The 16,226-nt window shown below is 52.0% G+C and carries 16 protein-coding genes and 2 pseudogenes; 9 read left to right on the top strand and 9 right to left on the bottom strand.

Annotated elements, in window-relative coordinates; translation table 11 throughout:
• From HMPREF2954_RS11030 to HMPREF2954_RS11005, 7 genes and pseudogenes are all read right to left on the bottom strand, one after another.
• The coding region (locus HMPREF2954_RS11030) for a glutathione S-transferase N-terminal domain-containing protein (RefSeq protein ID WP_141755672.1) at nucleotides 1–234 on the bottom strand (234 nt) is incomplete at its 3' end.
• A gap of 84 nt (nucleotides 235–318) precedes the next feature.
• Nucleotides 319–960 carry a glutathione S-transferase family protein gene (locus HMPREF2954_RS11025; protein ID WP_070689140.1) on the bottom strand — a complete coding sequence of 214 codons (642 nt, stop codon included), beginning with the start codon at nucleotides 958–960 and terminating at the stop codon, nucleotides 319–321.
• Between the two features lie 66 nt (nucleotides 961–1,026).
• The gene (locus tag HMPREF2954_RS11020) at nucleotides 1,027–1,545 is read right to left on the bottom strand and encodes a PqiC family protein (protein ID WP_045073812.1); all 519 of its coding nucleotides are present in this window, start codon (nucleotides 1,543–1,545) and stop codon (nucleotides 1,027–1,029) included.
• A complete protein-coding gene (gene pqiB, locus HMPREF2954_RS11015) occupies nucleotides 1,545–3,206 on the bottom strand; it encodes an intermembrane transport protein PqiB (RefSeq protein WP_070689139.1) in 1,662 nt (553 codons plus the stop codon). The genes HMPREF2954_RS11020 and pqiB overlap by 1 nt, the downstream gene beginning before the upstream one ends.
• The gene (locus HMPREF2954_RS11010; protein WP_045073807.1) at nucleotides 3,203–4,513 is read right to left on the bottom strand and encodes a paraquat-inducible protein A; all 1,311 of its coding nucleotides are present in this window, start codon (nucleotides 4,511–4,513) and stop codon (nucleotides 3,203–3,205) included. Before HMPREF2954_RS11010 ends, pqiB begins: the two co-directional genes overlap by 4 nt.
• 247 nt (nucleotides 4,514–4,760) lie before the next feature.
• Nucleotides 4,761–4,868: pseudogene (locus HMPREF2954_RS13145) on the bottom strand (IS5/IS1182 family transposase); the annotation flags it as partial.
• 177 nt (nucleotides 4,869–5,045) lie between these two features.
• Nucleotides 5,046–6,263: an aspartate kinase gene (locus HMPREF2954_RS11005; protein ID WP_045073804.1), complete on the bottom strand. Its 1,218-nt coding sequence runs from the start codon at nucleotides 6,261–6,263 to the stop codon at nucleotides 5,046–5,048.
• A gap of 389 nt (nucleotides 6,264–6,652) precedes the next feature.
• Here HMPREF2954_RS11005 and HMPREF2954_RS11000 point away from each other — a divergent pair, with 389 nt between their 5' ends.
• Nucleotides 6,653–7,081 (top strand): TOBE domain-containing protein, encoded by a 429-nt coding sequence (locus HMPREF2954_RS11000; protein ID WP_045073802.1) that lies wholly within the window; start codon nucleotides 6,653–6,655, stop codon nucleotides 7,079–7,081.
• 76 nt (nucleotides 7,082–7,157) lie between these two features.
• Here HMPREF2954_RS11000 and rph read toward each other — a convergent pair whose 3' ends face one another.
• On the bottom strand, nucleotides 7,158–7,898 hold the full coding sequence (rph, locus tag HMPREF2954_RS10995; RefSeq protein WP_045073800.1) for a ribonuclease PH: 741 nt from the start codon (nucleotides 7,896–7,898) through the stop codon (nucleotides 7,158–7,160).
• 161 nt (nucleotides 7,899–8,059) lie between these two features.
• Between rph and HMPREF2954_RS10990 the strand changes: the two genes are divergently transcribed.
• The 3 genes from HMPREF2954_RS10990 (at nucleotide 8,060) to HMPREF2954_RS10980 (ending at nucleotide 11,867) form a co-directional block, all read left to right on the top strand.
• The gene (locus HMPREF2954_RS10990) at nucleotides 8,060–8,941 is read left to right on the top strand and encodes a YicC/YloC family endoribonuclease (protein WP_045073798.1); all 882 of its coding nucleotides are present in this window, start codon (nucleotides 8,060–8,062) and stop codon (nucleotides 8,939–8,941) included.
• A gap of 212 nt (nucleotides 8,942–9,153) precedes the next feature.
• Entirely contained in the window at nucleotides 9,154–10,542 is a 1,389-nt protein-coding gene (gene fumC, locus HMPREF2954_RS10985; RefSeq protein WP_045073796.1) for a class II fumarate hydratase, read from the top strand.
• Nucleotides 10,543–10,727: 185 nt separating this feature from the next.
• A complete protein-coding gene (locus tag HMPREF2954_RS10980; RefSeq protein ID WP_045073793.1) occupies nucleotides 10,728–11,867 on the top strand; it encodes a THUMP domain-containing class I SAM-dependent RNA methyltransferase in 1,140 nt (379 codons plus the stop codon).
• A gap of 72 nt (nucleotides 11,868–11,939) precedes the next feature.
• Here the strand turns inward: HMPREF2954_RS10980 and gloA are convergent, their stop codons facing one another.
• Nucleotides 11,940–12,347, bottom strand: coding sequence for a lactoylglutathione lyase (gloA, locus tag HMPREF2954_RS10975; RefSeq protein ID WP_016687772.1), 408 nt, complete (start codon nucleotides 12,345–12,347; stop codon nucleotides 11,940–11,942).
• 218 nt (nucleotides 12,348–12,565) lie between these two features.
• Here gloA and HMPREF2954_RS10970 point away from each other — a divergent pair, with 218 nt between their 5' ends.
• The 5 genes and pseudogenes from HMPREF2954_RS10970 to HMPREF2954_RS10950 all read left to right on the top strand — a co-directional run.
• On the top strand, nucleotides 12,566–14,107 hold the full coding sequence (locus tag HMPREF2954_RS10970) for a Re/Si-specific NAD(P)(+) transhydrogenase subunit alpha (protein ID WP_045073791.1): 1,542 nt from the start codon (nucleotides 12,566–12,568) through the stop codon (nucleotides 14,105–14,107).
• 4 nt (nucleotides 14,108–14,111) lie between these two features.
• Complete coding sequence (locus tag HMPREF2954_RS10965; RefSeq protein WP_045073789.1) at nucleotides 14,112–14,495, top strand: MAPEG family protein; 384 nt, start codon at nucleotides 14,112–14,114, stop codon at nucleotides 14,493–14,495.
• A 103-nt stretch (nucleotides 14,496–14,598) separates the two neighbouring features.
• Nucleotides 14,599–15,000 carry a GFA family protein gene (locus tag HMPREF2954_RS10960; RefSeq protein WP_045073787.1) on the top strand — a complete coding sequence of 134 codons (402 nt, stop codon included), beginning with the start codon at nucleotides 14,599–14,601 and terminating at the stop codon, nucleotides 14,998–15,000.
• Nucleotides 15,001–15,090: 90 nt separating this feature from the next.
• Nucleotides 15,091–15,513 (top strand): hypothetical protein, encoded by a 423-nt coding sequence (locus HMPREF2954_RS10955; RefSeq protein ID WP_045073785.1) that lies wholly within the window; start codon nucleotides 15,091–15,093, stop codon nucleotides 15,511–15,513.
• Between the two features lie 2 nt (nucleotides 15,514–15,515).
• Nucleotides 15,516–16,226 (top strand): annotated as a pseudogene (locus tag HMPREF2954_RS10950) (hypothetical protein); the annotation flags it as partial.

The following is a 16,226-nucleotide window of genomic DNA, read 5'->3' as shown; positions in this document are numbered from 1 at the left end:
GGGGAACTGTTCCGCCAAAAAGGTAATGATGGCGAGCGATTCGGTCAATACGGTATCGCCGAATTTGAGTGCGGGGACTTGGGCTTGTGGATTGATGGCGAGATATTCGGCGGACTGAATCTGTGCGCCGAATTGGATGGGGACGACGGTGTATTCCGCGCCGCATTCTTTCAGCATCCATGCGACGTATGTGCCGCGTGAAAGGGGATGGGTGTAGAGCATGATGTTTTGCATGTCTTTTCCTTTTGCGTTGTGAATGTTTTTGGCGAAACCCGTACAGTAGGTTTCAGACGACCTTTCGGTTCTAATAATCTTGATTTATGCAACAGGTGGCATTTGGGCGGCGGTTTCCAGCATCCATGCCGTGGTTTCGGCGAAAGCGGAGCGGGCGAGATGTTTGGCGGCGTAGCGTTGCAATACGTCGGTTTCATCGGCGGGCAACACTTTCCAATTTTGCGTTAAGTGCAGAATCAGCGCGGAGCAGTACAAATCCATCGCGGTAAAGCTGTTGCCGACGATGTAGTCGCGGTTTTTCAAGTGTTCGCGCAATGTGTTCCATGCGGTATCGAAATCGCCGTAACCGATTTGGCGGCGGCATTCGGGCGTATCGACGGGCAGGTTGTGCAGTTTGTTGAAGGCTGCGTATTCGAGGTGCATCAATATGCACATCCAGCGGTAGTATTCGCCGCGCTCCACCGTACCTGCGGCGGGGATGAGGTGTTTGTCGGGGAACTGTTCCGCCAAAAAGGTAATGATGGCGGTCGATTCGGTCAGTACGGCATCACCGAATTTCAGTGCGGGGACTTGCCCTTGGGGATTGATGGCGAGATATTCGGCGGATTTCATTTGCGTGCCGAACTGGATGGGTACGACGGTGTATTCCGCGCCGCATTCTTTCAGCATCCATACGACGTATCTGCCGCGTGAAAAGGGATGGGTATAGAGCGTGATGTTTTGCATGTTTCTTCCTTTTGCGTTGTGAATGTTTTTGGCGAAGCCTACAACAGGGGTTTTCAGACGACCTCATCAATAGGCGATGCTTTTTGCTGCTTCGTTCAAACCGTTTTCCAAAGATTCCAGCATGGCGGTATAGCCGTCGCCTTGTTGCGGGGTGGTAACGTCAAACGGTTTGTTGCGCCCGTCCGGCCACAGGGCGTAGCCGCTGACGGTAGTCTGACCCTGATAGCTGCCTTGGAAGGCTTCAACATAGATTTTCAGGGTTTGGCTGCTTTGGCTGCGTGAGGCGGGAACGAAAGTGTGGCGCGGGTTGAGGCGGTTGAGTTTGTTGCTGAGGTTTGCTGCCAACGCACCGTCAAGCGGCGCTGCCCAAAGGTGGTTCTTCGCCAGATTCACATGATACGCATCGGTTTGATAAACGAGGCCGCCGCTGGCAAGCGGTTCGGCAAGGTTGACTTTGACCGCGATTTCACTGCCTTGCGCCGCCGGCCGGATGTATTGGCTGTCGGGCAGGACGAAATATTGCGGGCTTTGCGCGGTGCCGCAGGCGGCAAGCGTCAGGGCGGCGGCAATCGGGAAGAGGCGCATTATCGGCTTCCTTTCGGGATGGGGTCTTTGCTGCTGCTGTTGAAAATCAGCGCATTGGGTTTTTCTTTCAAAGTATTAATGACGGGCTGTACGTCCCTGAGGGTTTTGTCCAAACTTTGCAGAGTATTTTGCACGTCGCCGTAGATGGGTGATTGCGGCGATACGCCTTGCAGGGTTTGACGCAATTCTTTCAGGGTTTGGTTCAGCTCGTTCGGAATGTTTTGCGTTTGCGGTTTGCCGACCAGTTTGTCGATAGAGCTTAGGGCGGCATTGGCAGATTTGAGGGTGGATTTGAGTTCGGCGAGCGAACCGTTCAACCCGGCAACGGTTTTATCCAACGGCAGATTGTTGAATTTCTCTAACAAATCCGCCACTTTCGCCTGCAAATCGTCCAAACCGCCGCCTTGTGTGGCAATGACGGTATCGCCTGCGTAAACGGTGTGCGGTCGCAGCTTGGGCAAAGACGAAGGCTGGTCGTTCAGTTCGATCATTTTGCTGCCGGTCAGCAGGTTGTTGCTGGAAATGGTAGCGGTCAGGCCTTTGCCCAAAGCTGCTTGGAATTGTTGTTTCCAATGTTCTTTGCTTTGTTCGTCGGCATTGATTTCCATGCGCGACGGCTCGATGCGGATGCGCACGGGAATCCAGCCGTTTTCAAACAGATGCAGGCTGTCGTTGCGGTCGAAATAGGGAACGTCGGAAACCACGCCGACATTCAGTCCTTTATATTCGACGGGCGAGCCTGCGGTCAGACCGCGCACGGATTGTTTGAAAAATGCGGTGTAATACAACGAACGGTTGTCAGGCAGGTTTGCCACTTCGCTGCGGCTGTCGTAAAGTGTGAAACTGTCTTCGCTCTTCACATTTTTGCTGTTTTTAGTTTTCGGCGAATCAAACGAAATCGCGCCGGAAAGCAACGCGGGCAGAGGAGCGGAGTTGAGTTTTACGCCGCTGCCCGTGGTTTCGATATTGATGCCGCTCTCCAGCCAAAAGCGGCTTTCCGAATTAATCAGTTTGTCGTTCGGGCTTTGGATGAAGATGGTGTAATGCACGGTTTGGTCGGCAGGCTCGAAATGCGCACTTTCTACCTGTCCGACCATAAAGTTTTCATAAAGCACGGGGCTGCTGACATTGAGGATTTTGTCGTTTTGACCGACCAGCTTCAGGCGTAGGCCGCTTTGTCCGATGGCGGCAATCGGCGGGATATCCTGTACTTCAAATACATCCTTCGTTTCATTGCTTTTGCCCGGCGTGAACGCGATATACGAGCCGGACAGGAGCGTACCCAAACCCGTTACGCCGCTTTGATCAATGCGCGGCCTAACCACCCAAAATTGCGTATCGCTACGGATCAGATCGGTTACGTCCGCATTAAGCTGTGCGGTTACTTCCACGCCTTTTTGGTCGTCGCGCAACTTGATGCGGGTAACGTGTCCGACATCGACGTTCAATACTTTAATTACCGTATTGTTGACTTCAATGCCTTCCGCGCTGTCCATCAAAAGCGTGACGACCGGACCTCGGTTGCGGATATCTTTCACCAGCAGCCAGCCGCCCGCAATCAGCGCAATCAGCGGAATCAGCCACACGATAGACGTGAAGACATTGGTTTTTTTGACACGCGCGGGTGCGCGATGTGTTTGAGAAGAATCGTGTTTTTTCATTGTTTCTGGTTATCGTCGGAATCGGGGTCGTCTGAAAGCTGCTGCTGCCTGTCCCAAATCAGGCGGGGGTCGAAATAATAGGCAGACAGCATGGTCAATACCACCACCAGGCAGAAATAAACCGCCGCCCCGCCGGGGACGACGCGCGCCATGTTGGTGTGGAACGAACTCATCAAAATAATAATCACAAAAATATCAATCATCGACCAGCGGCCGATGGATTCGGTAATCCGGTAAAGCACCGACATTTTCGACGCGCTCATCGGCGGTTTGAAATAAGCGGACGCAATCAAAACCGCCATTGCGATAATCTTCAAGACCGGCACCAAAATACTCGCGCTGAAAATAATCACCGCAATCGGCCTGTCGCCGTCGTTCCACATATACACAATGCCGTTGAAAATCGTATTGACCTCCAGCGCGGTAGGGTTCGACGAAATCATAATCGGCAGAATATTCGCGGGGAAATACAGGATAAACGCCGCAATCAAAAACGCCAGCGAAATGCTCAGGCTTTTCGGGCGGCGGCGGTACAAATCCGCACCGCAGACCTCGCAAGGCTGCTCGTCTTTATCGCGGAAATACAGGCAGCGGCTGCAACAAATTTTGTCTTCGGATGCCGCTTGTACCGCATCCCCGCCCGTCAGCCTGTGGATTTTATAATAAACCCAATGCTGCGGAATCGAGACCGAAGTCCGAATCAGCATGACCGACAGCGCAAACATCAAATAAAATGCCGAGCCGAATTCAACCTCCGCCACAGACGAGAGCTTGATATACGCCACTAAAGTGGAAATAAAGAACACATCCACCATAATCGCATGGCGCAGCCTGACCAAAACCCGCGTCGCAAACCGCAGCGCAGGATACGCCCGCTCGCGCACCAACGCAGTATAAACATACAGGCAGAGCAGCAAAAACAATACCGGCGCGCCAAAAGTGAGGACGAACATCACTTCCGCCAGAAAGCCGTAATCCTGATAAATCAAAAGCCGCATCATTTCCGGCAGCGACAGGACGGATGTTACGCCGAGGAGTTCCACGCGGATATAAACCATGCTGTACGCAAACGCCATCAAAATCAGCGAAGTCGTCGCGTAAGCCAGCGGCGCAACATAAGGATTGTTTTCCACCTCGACCACTTCATGATTGCACACCGGACAATGCGCTTCCTGCCCCTGCCGCAGGCGCGGAATATCCATGCGGTTGCCGCAGTCCGGACAATCCACCGTATGCGCCGGCAGCGATGCGTCGGGCAGGTAGGATTTATAACGCCACCAGCGCGTATAGCTAGGAATCGGTTTCATGGGAAAAGGGGGAGGACGGAAAAGTGTATAGAAAGACTCGGCATTATAAGGGAAAACAGAAAGATAGCCTAGCCTCACTAAATATCAAGACATCAAAATATCAAGGCATCAAAAGGTCGTCTGAAAACATTGCTGTTACTGCCTATATCTGACAAGCCGGAGTAAATCAAAACAGTAAATATCTACATTGTTATAGCGGATTAAAATAAAAATGAGACAAAGCAGCAACGGGTGCCGTTTACGGATAGTATAGTGGATTAACTTTAAACCAGTACGGTGTTGCCTCGCCTTGCCGTACTATCTGTACTGTCTGCGGCTTCGTCGCCTTGTCCTGATTTAAATTTAATCCACTATATATAAGGGCGTTGGCAACGCTGTATCATTGCAATTTTAATCCGCTATACCACCACCCTCCCCTGTAATCTTTTCACTCAAAAATGCCTGATTCAAAAAACTGGGCTACTTTTCCACAATAAAATAAAAGGTCGTCTGAAAATAAAATTTCAGACGACCTTTCAAGCATACAACCTGATTAACCCAAATCAAACGCTTTGTGCAGGACGCGGGTGGCAAGTTCCATGTATTTCTCGTCAATCAAGACGGAAACTTTGATTTCTGAGGTGGAAATCATTTGGATGTTGATACCTTCTTCGGCGAGGGTGCGGAAGATTTTGGCGGCAACGCCGACGTGCGAACGCATGCCCAAGCCGACTGCGGAGACTTTGCACACGGTGTCGTCGCCGTCGATGGCGGCTGCGCCGATGCTGTCTTGCAGTTTGGTCAGGATTTCGATGGTTTGTTTGTACTCGCCGCGCGGTACGGTGAAGGAGAAATCGGTAGTGCCTTCGCTGCCGACATTTTGGATGATCATGTCGACTTCGATGTTGGCATCGGCAACCGCGCCTAAAATCTGATAGGCGACGCCGGGTTTGTCGGGTACGCCGCGCACGTTGATGCGGGCTTGGTTTTTATCGAATGCGATACCGGTTACGGCAGCTCTTTCCATGTTGTCGTCCTCTTCAAAGGTAATTAAGGTGCCGTTGCCGCCGTCTTGCAGGCTGCTCAGTACGCGCAGGCGCACTTTGTATTTTCCGGCGAATTCTACTGAACGGATTTGCAAAACTTTCGAACCGAGGCTTGCCAGTTCGATCATTTCTTCAAATGTAACCGTATCCATGCGGCGCGCTTCAGGCACGACGCGGGGGTCGGTGGTGTAAACGCCGTCTACGTCGGTATAGATTTGGCATTCGTCCGCTTTGAGGGCCGCGGCGAGCGCAACGGCGGAGGTGTCGGAACCGCCGCGTCCGAGCGTGGAAATATCGCCTTCGCTGCTGATGCCTTGGAAACCGGCAACGATGACGACTTTGCCCTCGGCGAGGTCGGCGCGCATTTTTTCGTCATCTATGCTTTCGATGCGGGCTTTGGTGTGGGAAGTATCGGTTTTGAGGGCGACCTGCCAGCCGGTGTAGCTTTTGGCATCCACGCCGATGTCTTTCAATGCCATTGCCAAAAGGCCGATGGTCACTTGTTCGCCGGTAGCTAAGACTACGTCCAGCTCGCGCGGATCGGGATGCTCCTGCATTTCGTGCGCCAGCGCAACCAAGCGGTTGGTTTCGCCGCTCATGGCGGATACGACGACAACGATGTCGTGTCCTTCGGCGCGGGCTTTGGCGACACGTTTGGCTACGTTTTTAATGCGTTCGGGTGAGCCTACTGATGTGCCGCCGTATTTGTGTACGATTAACGCCATGTTTCGTGCTTTCTGTTTGAGATTGGTAGGGCAGCGTGGTGCTGCAAAGTCGGAATCTTCCCGCCTGTCTGAGCAGGTTTTCACGCTGCGGCAAAAGGCGGGCAAATCTTTGTGTATTTTACTGTCGTTTACATGAATTTCAAGGATAAATTGGATTTTGGCGACAAACAGGCCGTCGGATGTCGAAGGTCGTCTGAAAATATGGTTTCAGACGACTTTTTATTTCAAACCTAATAGTTGCATCTTGTTATATTTTTCTAATCAATCAGTACAAAATACTAGTTATTAAGACATATTTTATTTAAAAATATATTGTATTTGGACATCAGAAAACGGTATAGTATTGTTCGTTCAAATTCAAACAACAAACACACGAAAGGAATATTATTATGCAAATCAGCGCGCGCAACCAATTCAACGGCATCGTTAAAGACATCCGCAACGGCGCGGTCAACAGCGAAGTAACCGTCTCCCTACCGACCGGACAGGAAATCGTAGCAGCCGTTACTTACGAAAGCGTCAGCAACCTCGGCTTGGAAAAAGGCAAGGCCGTTGTGGTGCTGATTAAAGCGGGCAGCATCTTGATTGCCAACAATCTCGACAACATCAAACTTTCCGCGCGTAACCAATTGTCAGGCATCATCAGCCATATCGAACGCGGTTCGGTCAACAGCATCGTTGACTTGGACTTGGGTGATGGCTTGGCTTTGAGCGCGGGCATTACCATGAAAAGCAGCGATTTGCTGAATCTGGTACCCGGCCAAAAAGCAACGGCAATCTTCAAAGCAGGCGCCGTTATTTTGGGCGTATTGGCATAATCCGAACCGTCCGATTCCAAAAGGTCGTCTGAAACTTCAGGTTTCAGACGACCTTTTTATCATTTGCAGAATGCCGTTATCCGATAGGGCAGGATATTTTTAATGCGTTTTGCTGGTGCGCCGTCAACTCGGCAATGCCTTTTTGCGCCAACGCAATCAGTTTGCCCAATTCGTCAAGGCTGAACGGTGCGCCTTCCGCCGTGCCTTGGATTTCGATGATTTTGCCCGAAACGGTCATAACGATGTTGACGTCGCTGTCGCAGCCGGAGTCTTCGGGGTAATCCAAATCCAAAAGCGGTACACCGTTCACGACGCCTGCGGAGACGGCGGCAACGGCTTCGCGGATGGGGTTTTCGTTGATGAGGTCGTCTGAAAGCAGTTTGTTGACCGCAATTTGCAGGGCGACGAATGCGCCGGTAATAGACGCGGTGCGCGTTCCGCCATCAGCCTGAATCACGTCGCAGTCAATTAGGATTTGGCGTTCGCCCAGTTTTTCCATATCTACGACGGCGCGCAGCGAACGCCCGATCAGACGCTGGATTTCCTGAGTGCGACCCGACTGCTTGCCTGCCGCGGCTTCACGGCGCATACGCGAGGCGGTGGACGCGGGCAGCATCCCGTATTCGGCAGTAACCCAGCCCTGCCCCTTGCCGCGAAGGAAGGGCGGAACATTTTCGTCGATGGAAGCGGTGCAGATAACTTTGGTGTTGCCGCATTCGATCAGGCACGAACCATCGGCGTGAGGAAGGAAGTGCGGGGTGATTTTGATGTCGCGCAGGCTGTCGGCAGCGCGTGAAGTGCGGGTGTAACTGCTCATGATTTGTCCTTTGGGGAAGCGGTGAAAATTTGTGGTCGGTATTATACGGGATTCGGCGGGATGGCTGTTTAAGGTCGTCTGAAATCATTTTCAGAAGACCTTATCCTATATTGTGTTATAGTCCCTCCACTTTCACTCGTATATTGAAACGGAGTAAAACCATGACTCAATCCATCCATATCCACAGTATGACCGGCTTTGCCAATGCCGCAGGAGAATGCGGCGGCAAGCGCGTGAACTTGGAAATCCGCGCGGTGAACCACCGTTATCTGGATGTCCAATTCCGTATGCCTGAAGAATTGCGCTATCTGGAAGGCGCGTTGCGCGAAAAAATTGCGGCTTCGGCCACACGCGGCAAATTGGAATGCCGTATTCAGTTACAGGACGCGGCAGTCGGCGGGCAGAGTTTGGAAACCAATGAAGAATTGGTGAAACAGTTGTCCGATTTGAACAAAACTTGGCGCAAGGAACACGGTTTCGGCAAGCTGACAGTCGCTGAAGTGTTGCGCTTTCCGGGTGTATTGGCAGGTCAAAGCGAAGACCCCGAAGCTTTGGCGAAAACCGTGCAAGAGTTGCTGGACGAAGCGTTGAAAGAGTTTGCCGCCGCCCGCAAACGCGAAGGCAAAAAACTCGGCGAACATCTGTTGCAACGTTTGGCCAGCATGGAAGAAATCGTGGATGCCTTGAGCGAGCTGTTCCCGAGCCTGCTTCAGGCGCATATGGACAAGGTGAACACGCGTTTGGCGGAAGCGGTCGGCAATATCGACAATGACCGTTTGCAGCAGGAATTTGCGCTGTTTATCCAAAAATCCGATGTTGACGAAGAATTCAGCCGCCTGCGCACGCACATCGCCGAAGTCCACCGCATCGTTACGGAAAACAAAGGCAGCGCGGGCAAACGCTTGGACTTCCTGATGCAGGAACTGAACCGCGAAGCGAACACGCTGGGCAGCAAAGCAATCGCGGCGGAATGCACGCAGGCTTCAGTCGAACTGAAAGTCTTAATCGAGCAAATGCGCGAGCAGGTTCAAAACATCGAATAAGCCTTCAAAGATAAAGCAAAGGTCGTCTGAAAAGCCATTTTCCGCTTTTCAGACGATCTTTTTTGATACCGCAATCCGCACCCTGCCCTATTGTTCAACATACTGCCCCACCCTATTTACCAAACCTCCTTCCCCCGCTTTTCAGACGACCTCCTGCCCGCTATAATACGCTTGCAAATTATTTGCATTATCATTTAACTTAGGAGAAACAAATGAGCACCCGTACCGAACACGACACCATGGGCAATGTCGAAGTCCCGTCCGAAGCCTATTGGGGCGCGCAGACCCAGCGCAGCCGCAACAATTTCAAAATCGGCGGCGAAACCCTGCCGCAGCCGCTGATTTATGCTTTGGCGCTGGTGAAAAAAGCCGCAGCCGCCACCAATGTTTCCCTCGGCAGGATTAAGCCTGAGCAGGCGGATTTGATTACGCAGGCGGCGGATGACGTGTTGAACGGCAAGCTCGACGGGCAGTTTCCCTTAGTGGTTTGGCAGACCGGCTCCGGCACGCAGTCCAATATGAACATGAACGAAGTGCTGGCAAACCGCGCCAACGAAATCGCCGGTACGGGTTTGGCGGCGTACCAGCCCGTCCATCCCAACGACCATGTGAACCACGCGCAATCGACCAACGACGCGTTCCCGACCGCCATCCACGTCGCCGCCGCGATTGAAATCAACCGCCACCTTATTCCGGCGGTAAAAGCCCTGCGCGACACCTTGGACAAAAAAGCCAAAGAATTCGCCCCCATCGTCAAAATCGGCCGCACCCACTTGCAGGACGCGACGCCGCTGACTTTGGGACAAGAGTTTTCCGGCTACGTTTCCCAGCTCGACCACGGCTTAGGTCGTTTGAACGACGCGCTCAAAGGTTTGTACGAACTCGCTTTGGGTGGCACGGCAGTCGGCACGGGTTTGAACAGCCATCCAGAATACGCCGAAAAAGCCGCCGCCAAACTCGCCGAACTGTCCGGCCTGCCGTTTGTCAGCGCGCCGAACAAATTTGAAGCCTTGGGCGGACGCGATGCCGCCGTTGCCACTTCGGGCGCACTGAAAACGCTGGCGGCAAGCCTGAACAAAATCGCCAACGACATCCGCTGGCTGGCAAGCGGCCCGCGCTGCGGTTTGGGCGAAATCAAAATTCCCGAAAACGAGCCGGGTTCGTCCATCATGCCGGGCAAAGTCAACCCGACCCAATGCGAAGCGATGACCATGGTGTGCTGCCAAGTGTTCGGCAACGACGTCACCATCGGCATGGCGGGCGCGTCGGGCAATTTCGAGCTGAACGTCTATATGCCCGTTATCGCCTACAACCTCTTGCAATCCATCCGCCTCTTGGGCGATGCGTGCAACAGCTTCAACGAAAACTGCGCCGAGGGCATCGAACCTGTACCGGAAAAAATCGACTATTTCCTGCACCATTCCCTGATGCTCGTTACCGCGCTGAACCGCAAAATCGGCTACGAAAACGCCGCCAAAGTCGCCAAAACCGCCTATAAAAACGACAAATCGCTGCGCGAAACCGCCGTTGAGTTGGGCTTGCTGACAGGCGAAGAGTTTGACGAACTGGTCTTCCCCGCCGATATGGTTCATCCGCGCTGATTGACGGTTTGAAATACGGCAAAGGTCGTCTGAAAACCAGGATTGGTTTTCAGACGACCTTCTTTATCTCAACAGCCATATCGCTCGTTTTCTGCAATTTTCAGACGACCTTTCGATAATCCCGTTGCGAAAAGCATTATAATCACTGCAATCTCAGTTCAACCGCCCTACCCCGAAAGGTTCGCATGACCACTTATTCCCTCTTCGTTACCTGCCCGCGCGGTCTCGAAGTCCCTTTATCCCAAGAACTCGAACACCTCAAATGCCAAGACATCCGCGCCGTTGACGGCGGCGTCGCGTGCAAAGGCGGTATGGAGCAGGTTTACCGCATCAACCTGCATTCGCGCACCGCCAGCCGCGTGTTGCTGCGCCTGACCAAAAGCGGCTACCGCAGCGAGCAAGACATTTATAAAGCGGCGAAAAATATCCGCTGGACGGATTGGTTCGACTTGGAACAAACCTTCAAAGTCAAAGTAGAAGGCAAACGCGCCCAAGTCAAAAGTTTGGATTTCGTCGGGCTGAAAATCAAAGACGCCGTATGCGACGTGTTCCGCGACGCTTGCGGCGCGCGCCCCAGTGTCGGCAAAATCCGCCCCGACATCCGCATCCATGCCTTTATCGACGAGCGCGACATTCAAATTTTCATCGACACATCCGGCGAAGCCTTGTTCAAACGCGGCTACCGCCAAGATACGGGCGAAGCGCCGATGCGCGAAAACTTGGCTGCGGGTTTGCTGCTGCTGGCGGGCTATGACGGCACGCAGCCTTTTCAAGACCCGTTTTGCGGCAGCGGCACCATCGTCATCGAAGCCGCGTGGATTGCCACCCGCCGCGCGCCCGGTTTGATGCGCCGTTTCGGATTTGAAAAGCTGAAAAATTTCGATGCCGCCCTTTGGAAAACGCTGCAACACGAAGCCGAAACGCAAATCCGCCCCGCGCCTGCCCCGATTTCGGGCAGCGACAACGACCGCCATATGATCCGCGCCGCCGTTGCCAACGCCCAAGCTGCCGAAGTGGACACGTTTATCCGTTTTGAAGTCAAAGACGCGCAGGACACCCGTCCGAACGGTGAAGGCGGCATTTTGATTTCCAATCCGCCTTACGGCGTCCGCCTTGCCGAAGTCCAAGCCTTACAAGCCCTTTATCCGCAGTTGGGCGCGTGGTTGAAACAGCATTACGCGGGCTGGCTGGCGGGAATGTTTACCGGCGACCGCGATATGCCGAAATTCATGCGCCTTTCGCCCAAACGCAAAATCCCGCTCTACAACGGCAACTTAGACTGCCGCCTGTTTTTGATGGATATGGTCAAAGGGTCGAACCGATAAATATGATAAAGGTCGTCTGAAACAGATTTGGCGGGTTTCACCAAACGTTTCAGACGACCTTTTGATAGAAAATCAGTATTTCACCGAATCATTGCCACTGTTTTTCTGAATAAACTCGATTTTATAGCCGTCGGGATCTTCAACAAAAGCAATAACGGTCGTGCCGTGCATCATCGGCCCTGCTTCGCGCACGACTTTTCCGCCCATCTCTTTTACACGTTCGCAAGCTTTATAAGCATCGTCCACTTCGATAGCGATGTGGCCGTAGGCGTTGCCTAAATCGTAGCTTTCGGTATCCCAGTTGTGGGTCAGTTCCAAAACCGTATTTTCAGCTTCGCTGCCATAACCGACAAAAGCCAGCGTGAAACGGCCTTCCGGATAATCGTGGCGGCGCAAGAGCTTCATGCCCAAAACGTTTTGATAAAAGTCCAAGGATTTTTCAAGGTTGCCGACGCGCAGCATGGTGTGGAGCAGGCGCATGATTGTGTTCCTTTTATATGTTGTTAAAACAGGATTTTAACACGAAACGCAAGCCCCAGCCCGTATCAATGGCAGCAAACATAAGCTTTCAGACGACCTTTACCGTAAAAGTAAACCATCCGCCGCAGCTATTGCCAGCCGTCAAAAAATTCGCTATAAGGGAATTATATGAAACATATTAACATTTATATACAGACAACCTAAAAAAGGATTCAGAGATGAAAATCGGTATCCCACGCGAGTCATTATCCGGCGAAACCCGCGTCGCCTGTACGCCTGCCACCGTTGCCCTGTTGAGCAAACTGGGCTTTGAAACCGTTGTCGAAAGCGGCGCAGGTTTGGCGGCAAGTTTGGACGATGCCGCTTACCAAACAGCAGGCGCGACCGTTGCCGACAAAGCGACGGTTTGGGCATGCCCTTTGATTTATAAGGTCAACGCGCCGTCCGAAGGCGAGCTGCCGCTGCTCAAAGAAGGACAAACTATTGTCAGCTTCCTGTGGCCGCGCCAAAACGAGGCTTTAGTGCAGAAACTGGCCGATAAAAAAGTCAACGCGTTGGCGATGGACATGGTGCCCCGTATTTCCCGAGCGCAGGCTTTGGACGCTTTGTCTTCGATGGCAAACATCAGCGGCTACCGCGCCGTGATTGAAGCCGCCAACGCTTTCGGCCGTTTCTTCACCGGTCAAATCACTGCCGCCGGCAAAGTGCCGCCCGCTCAGGTTTTGGTGATTGGTGCCGGTGTGGCGGGTTTGGCGGCGATCGGTACGGCAAACTCGCTCGGCGCAGTGGTGCGCGCGTTCGATACCCGCTTGGAAGTGGCGGAACAAATCGAATCGATGGGCGGCAAGTTCCTGAAACTCGACTTCCCGCAAGAATCGGGCGGCAGCGGCGACGGCTACGCCAAAGTGATGAGCGACGAATTTATCGCCACCGAGATGAAGCTCTTTGCCGAACAGGCGAAAGAAGTGGACATCATCATCACTACCGCCGCCATTCCGGGCAAACCCGCGCCCAAGCTGATTACCAAAGAAATGGTGGAAAGCATGAAATCCGGCTCCGTCATCGTCGATTTGGCGGCGGCGACGGGCGGCAACTGCGAACTCACCAAACCGGGCGAATTGTTTGTGACCGACAACGGCGTGAAAATCATCGGCTACACCAACATGGCAAACCGCCTTGCCGGACAGTCTTCCCAGCTTTACGCCACCAACTTGGTGAACCTGACCAAGCTGTTAAGCCCGAACAAAGACGGCGAAATCACGCTGGACTTCGAAGACGTGATTATCCGCAACATGACCGTTACCCGCGACGGCGAAATCACCTTCCCGCCTCCGCCGATTCAGGTTTCTGCACAGCCGCAGCAAACGCCGTCTGAAAAAGCCGCGCCTGCCGCCAAGCCGGAGCCGAAACCCGTTCCCCTGTGGAAAAAACTTGCGCCCGCCGTCATCGCCGCCGTGTTAGTGCTGTGGGTCGGCGCGGTCGCGCCCGAAGCGTTTTTGAACCACTTTATCGTGTTCGTTCTCGCCTGCGTCATCGGCTACTACGTCGTTTGGAACGTCAGCCACTCGCTGCATACCCCGCTGATGTCCGTGACCAACGCCATTTCCGGCATCATCGTCGTCGGCGCGCTGCTGCAAATCAGCCAAGGCAACGGTTTCGTATCCCTGCTTGCCTTCATCGCCATCCTGATTGCCAGTGTCAACATCTTCGGCGGCTTCTTCGTAACGCGTCGGATGTTGAATATGTTTAGGAAAGGGTAAAAGCATGACTTTAGCCTATTGGTGCATCCTGATCGCATCGCTGCTGCCGCTGTTTTGTTCCTTCATCGCCAAAGCGCAGGGCGGTTTTCAGCCGTCGGACAACCGCAATCCGCGCGATTTCCTCGCCCGCACGCAAGGCTTGTCGGCGCGCGCCAATGCCGCGCAGCAAAACGGCTTTGAAGTGTTCGCCCCGTTTGCCGCCGCCGTTTTGGTGGCACACGCCACAGGCAATGCCGCGCAAGCGACCATCAACCTTTTGGCAATATCGTTCATCGCCTTTCGCATTGCTTATATTTTCAGCTATCTGAAAGACAAACCGAGCCTGCGTTCGGCAATGTGGACGGGCGGATTTGTCTGCACCATCGGGCTGTTTGTAGCCGCTGTCTGACAGCGAGGTCGTCTGAAAACGAGTGCAGCGAGTTTCGCTAAAACGAATGCAGCGGGTTTTCAGACGACCTGGAAGCCAGTTTTCGAATATGAGGATTTCGACCATGAAAGCAAAATGCCTGTGCGGCAACGTATCTTTAGAAGTGGAACACGACAAACACGTCCACGCCTGCCATTGCGGCATGTGCCGCACTTGGGGCAGCGGTGCGACGTTTTCGCTGATTGCCGCCAAGCCGCCGAAAATCGACGGTGGTGAAAACATCGCCCGCTACCATTCGTCCGAATGGGCGGAACGCGCGTTCTGCAAAAACTGTGGTACCCACCTGTTCTACCATTTCCTGCCGAACGACAGCTATTTCGTCTTCGCCGGACTGTTTGCCGACAACGCCGATTTCAAATTGGAAGAGCAGATTTACATCGACGCCAAAGCCCCGTATTACGAACTGGCAAACGACACGCCCAAGCTGACCGAAAAAGAATTTTTAGCACAATTCGGCAGCGAATAAAGATGTTGTGAGCAAAAACCTTCCGAAAACTGGATACGGTTGAACTTACTGCCTAGAGCCGCACTGCCATGAAACACAAAGGACATTAATATGAAAAAATCTTCTGTTATTATCTTGATTTCATCATTCTTTCTGACTGCTTGCGATTTAGGTCTTCCAAGAATGTTTGTCGATTATGACCACCTACCTGAAGGAGAAATCAAAGAATATATTACTGACACTTTTCCCAATAAACCAAAAAAAGAAGCGTTAAGTAAAATGGTTTCATCCCATTTAAACAGTGACCATAGTCCTGAAAATATCCAAAATGTAGTTTCCAAAATGGGAATGACTTGCCATGCAATAAAAGATTTTTGTGAATACTCTGGATATATCAGAACTAAAGTTACAAGAGTAAGCTTAGGAAGCGGTCGTGCAAAACATATTTATCGTGTCATTATCTCTCCTAAACAGGGAGTGGACTCTTTGAACATTGAAAAACAAATCGTACAAGATACTGAGAAAGTGAATTAAAAATGGCAGATACTGAAAACTATAAAATTGTTAAATCACAACTCCCCCTCCTTGGTGGTTTAGCGGGGCATAATTTTATTGCTATATTGGATCCAAATGATCAAGTGATACACGAATTACATGGGCTGGCAACTTCAAAGACAGGAAAAATCAAACCAATAGGTTATGTACCTTCTGATAAATTGTATGTTTACAATGAAGATAGCATTGGAGGCTTCTTCTATAAACCCTCTCAAAAGCAAGCAGTAGTCTTTGAGGGAAGCTACGAGGAAGTTATGGAAAAATTTTATTTAGGGGAAGAAATAGGACAAAAAATTAATGTTCACAACTTTCGCTATCCTATCCTAGGTTTAGGTCGAAACAGTAATTCTGTTGCCTCAACCCTGCTAAAAGGTATGGATTTGAAAGATCCCGACTTAGGAATGGCTCTTACCCCTGGAGAAAACTCCTTATTACTTCCAGAAGAAGAACTGAACCTTATCCGCCAGGATTGGGAGCAAAAAGACCAAGATCCAAACTCTATTCAAGCCCCCTCCCAATCCAAATATGACGATATCCGTTCCATGCTTAAAGGGTTATTAAACGACACTGACGGCTCATACGCCAAAAAGATTTTGGTTGATCATCCTGAAGAAGTTTCCCGTTTCGATGAGAAAATCCAACAGCACATCGGAGAAACACAACAGCTTGTTGCTCAAGAAAACCAAAATATT

It is taken from the genome of Neisseria sp. HMSC067H09 (genome assembly GCF_001814135.1).
Lineage (GTDB): Bacteria > Pseudomonadota > Gammaproteobacteria > Burkholderiales > Neisseriaceae > Neisseria.
The sequence above is the reverse complement of the archived record's forward strand: the minus strand, read 5'-3'. Positions and strand labels throughout refer to the sequence as shown.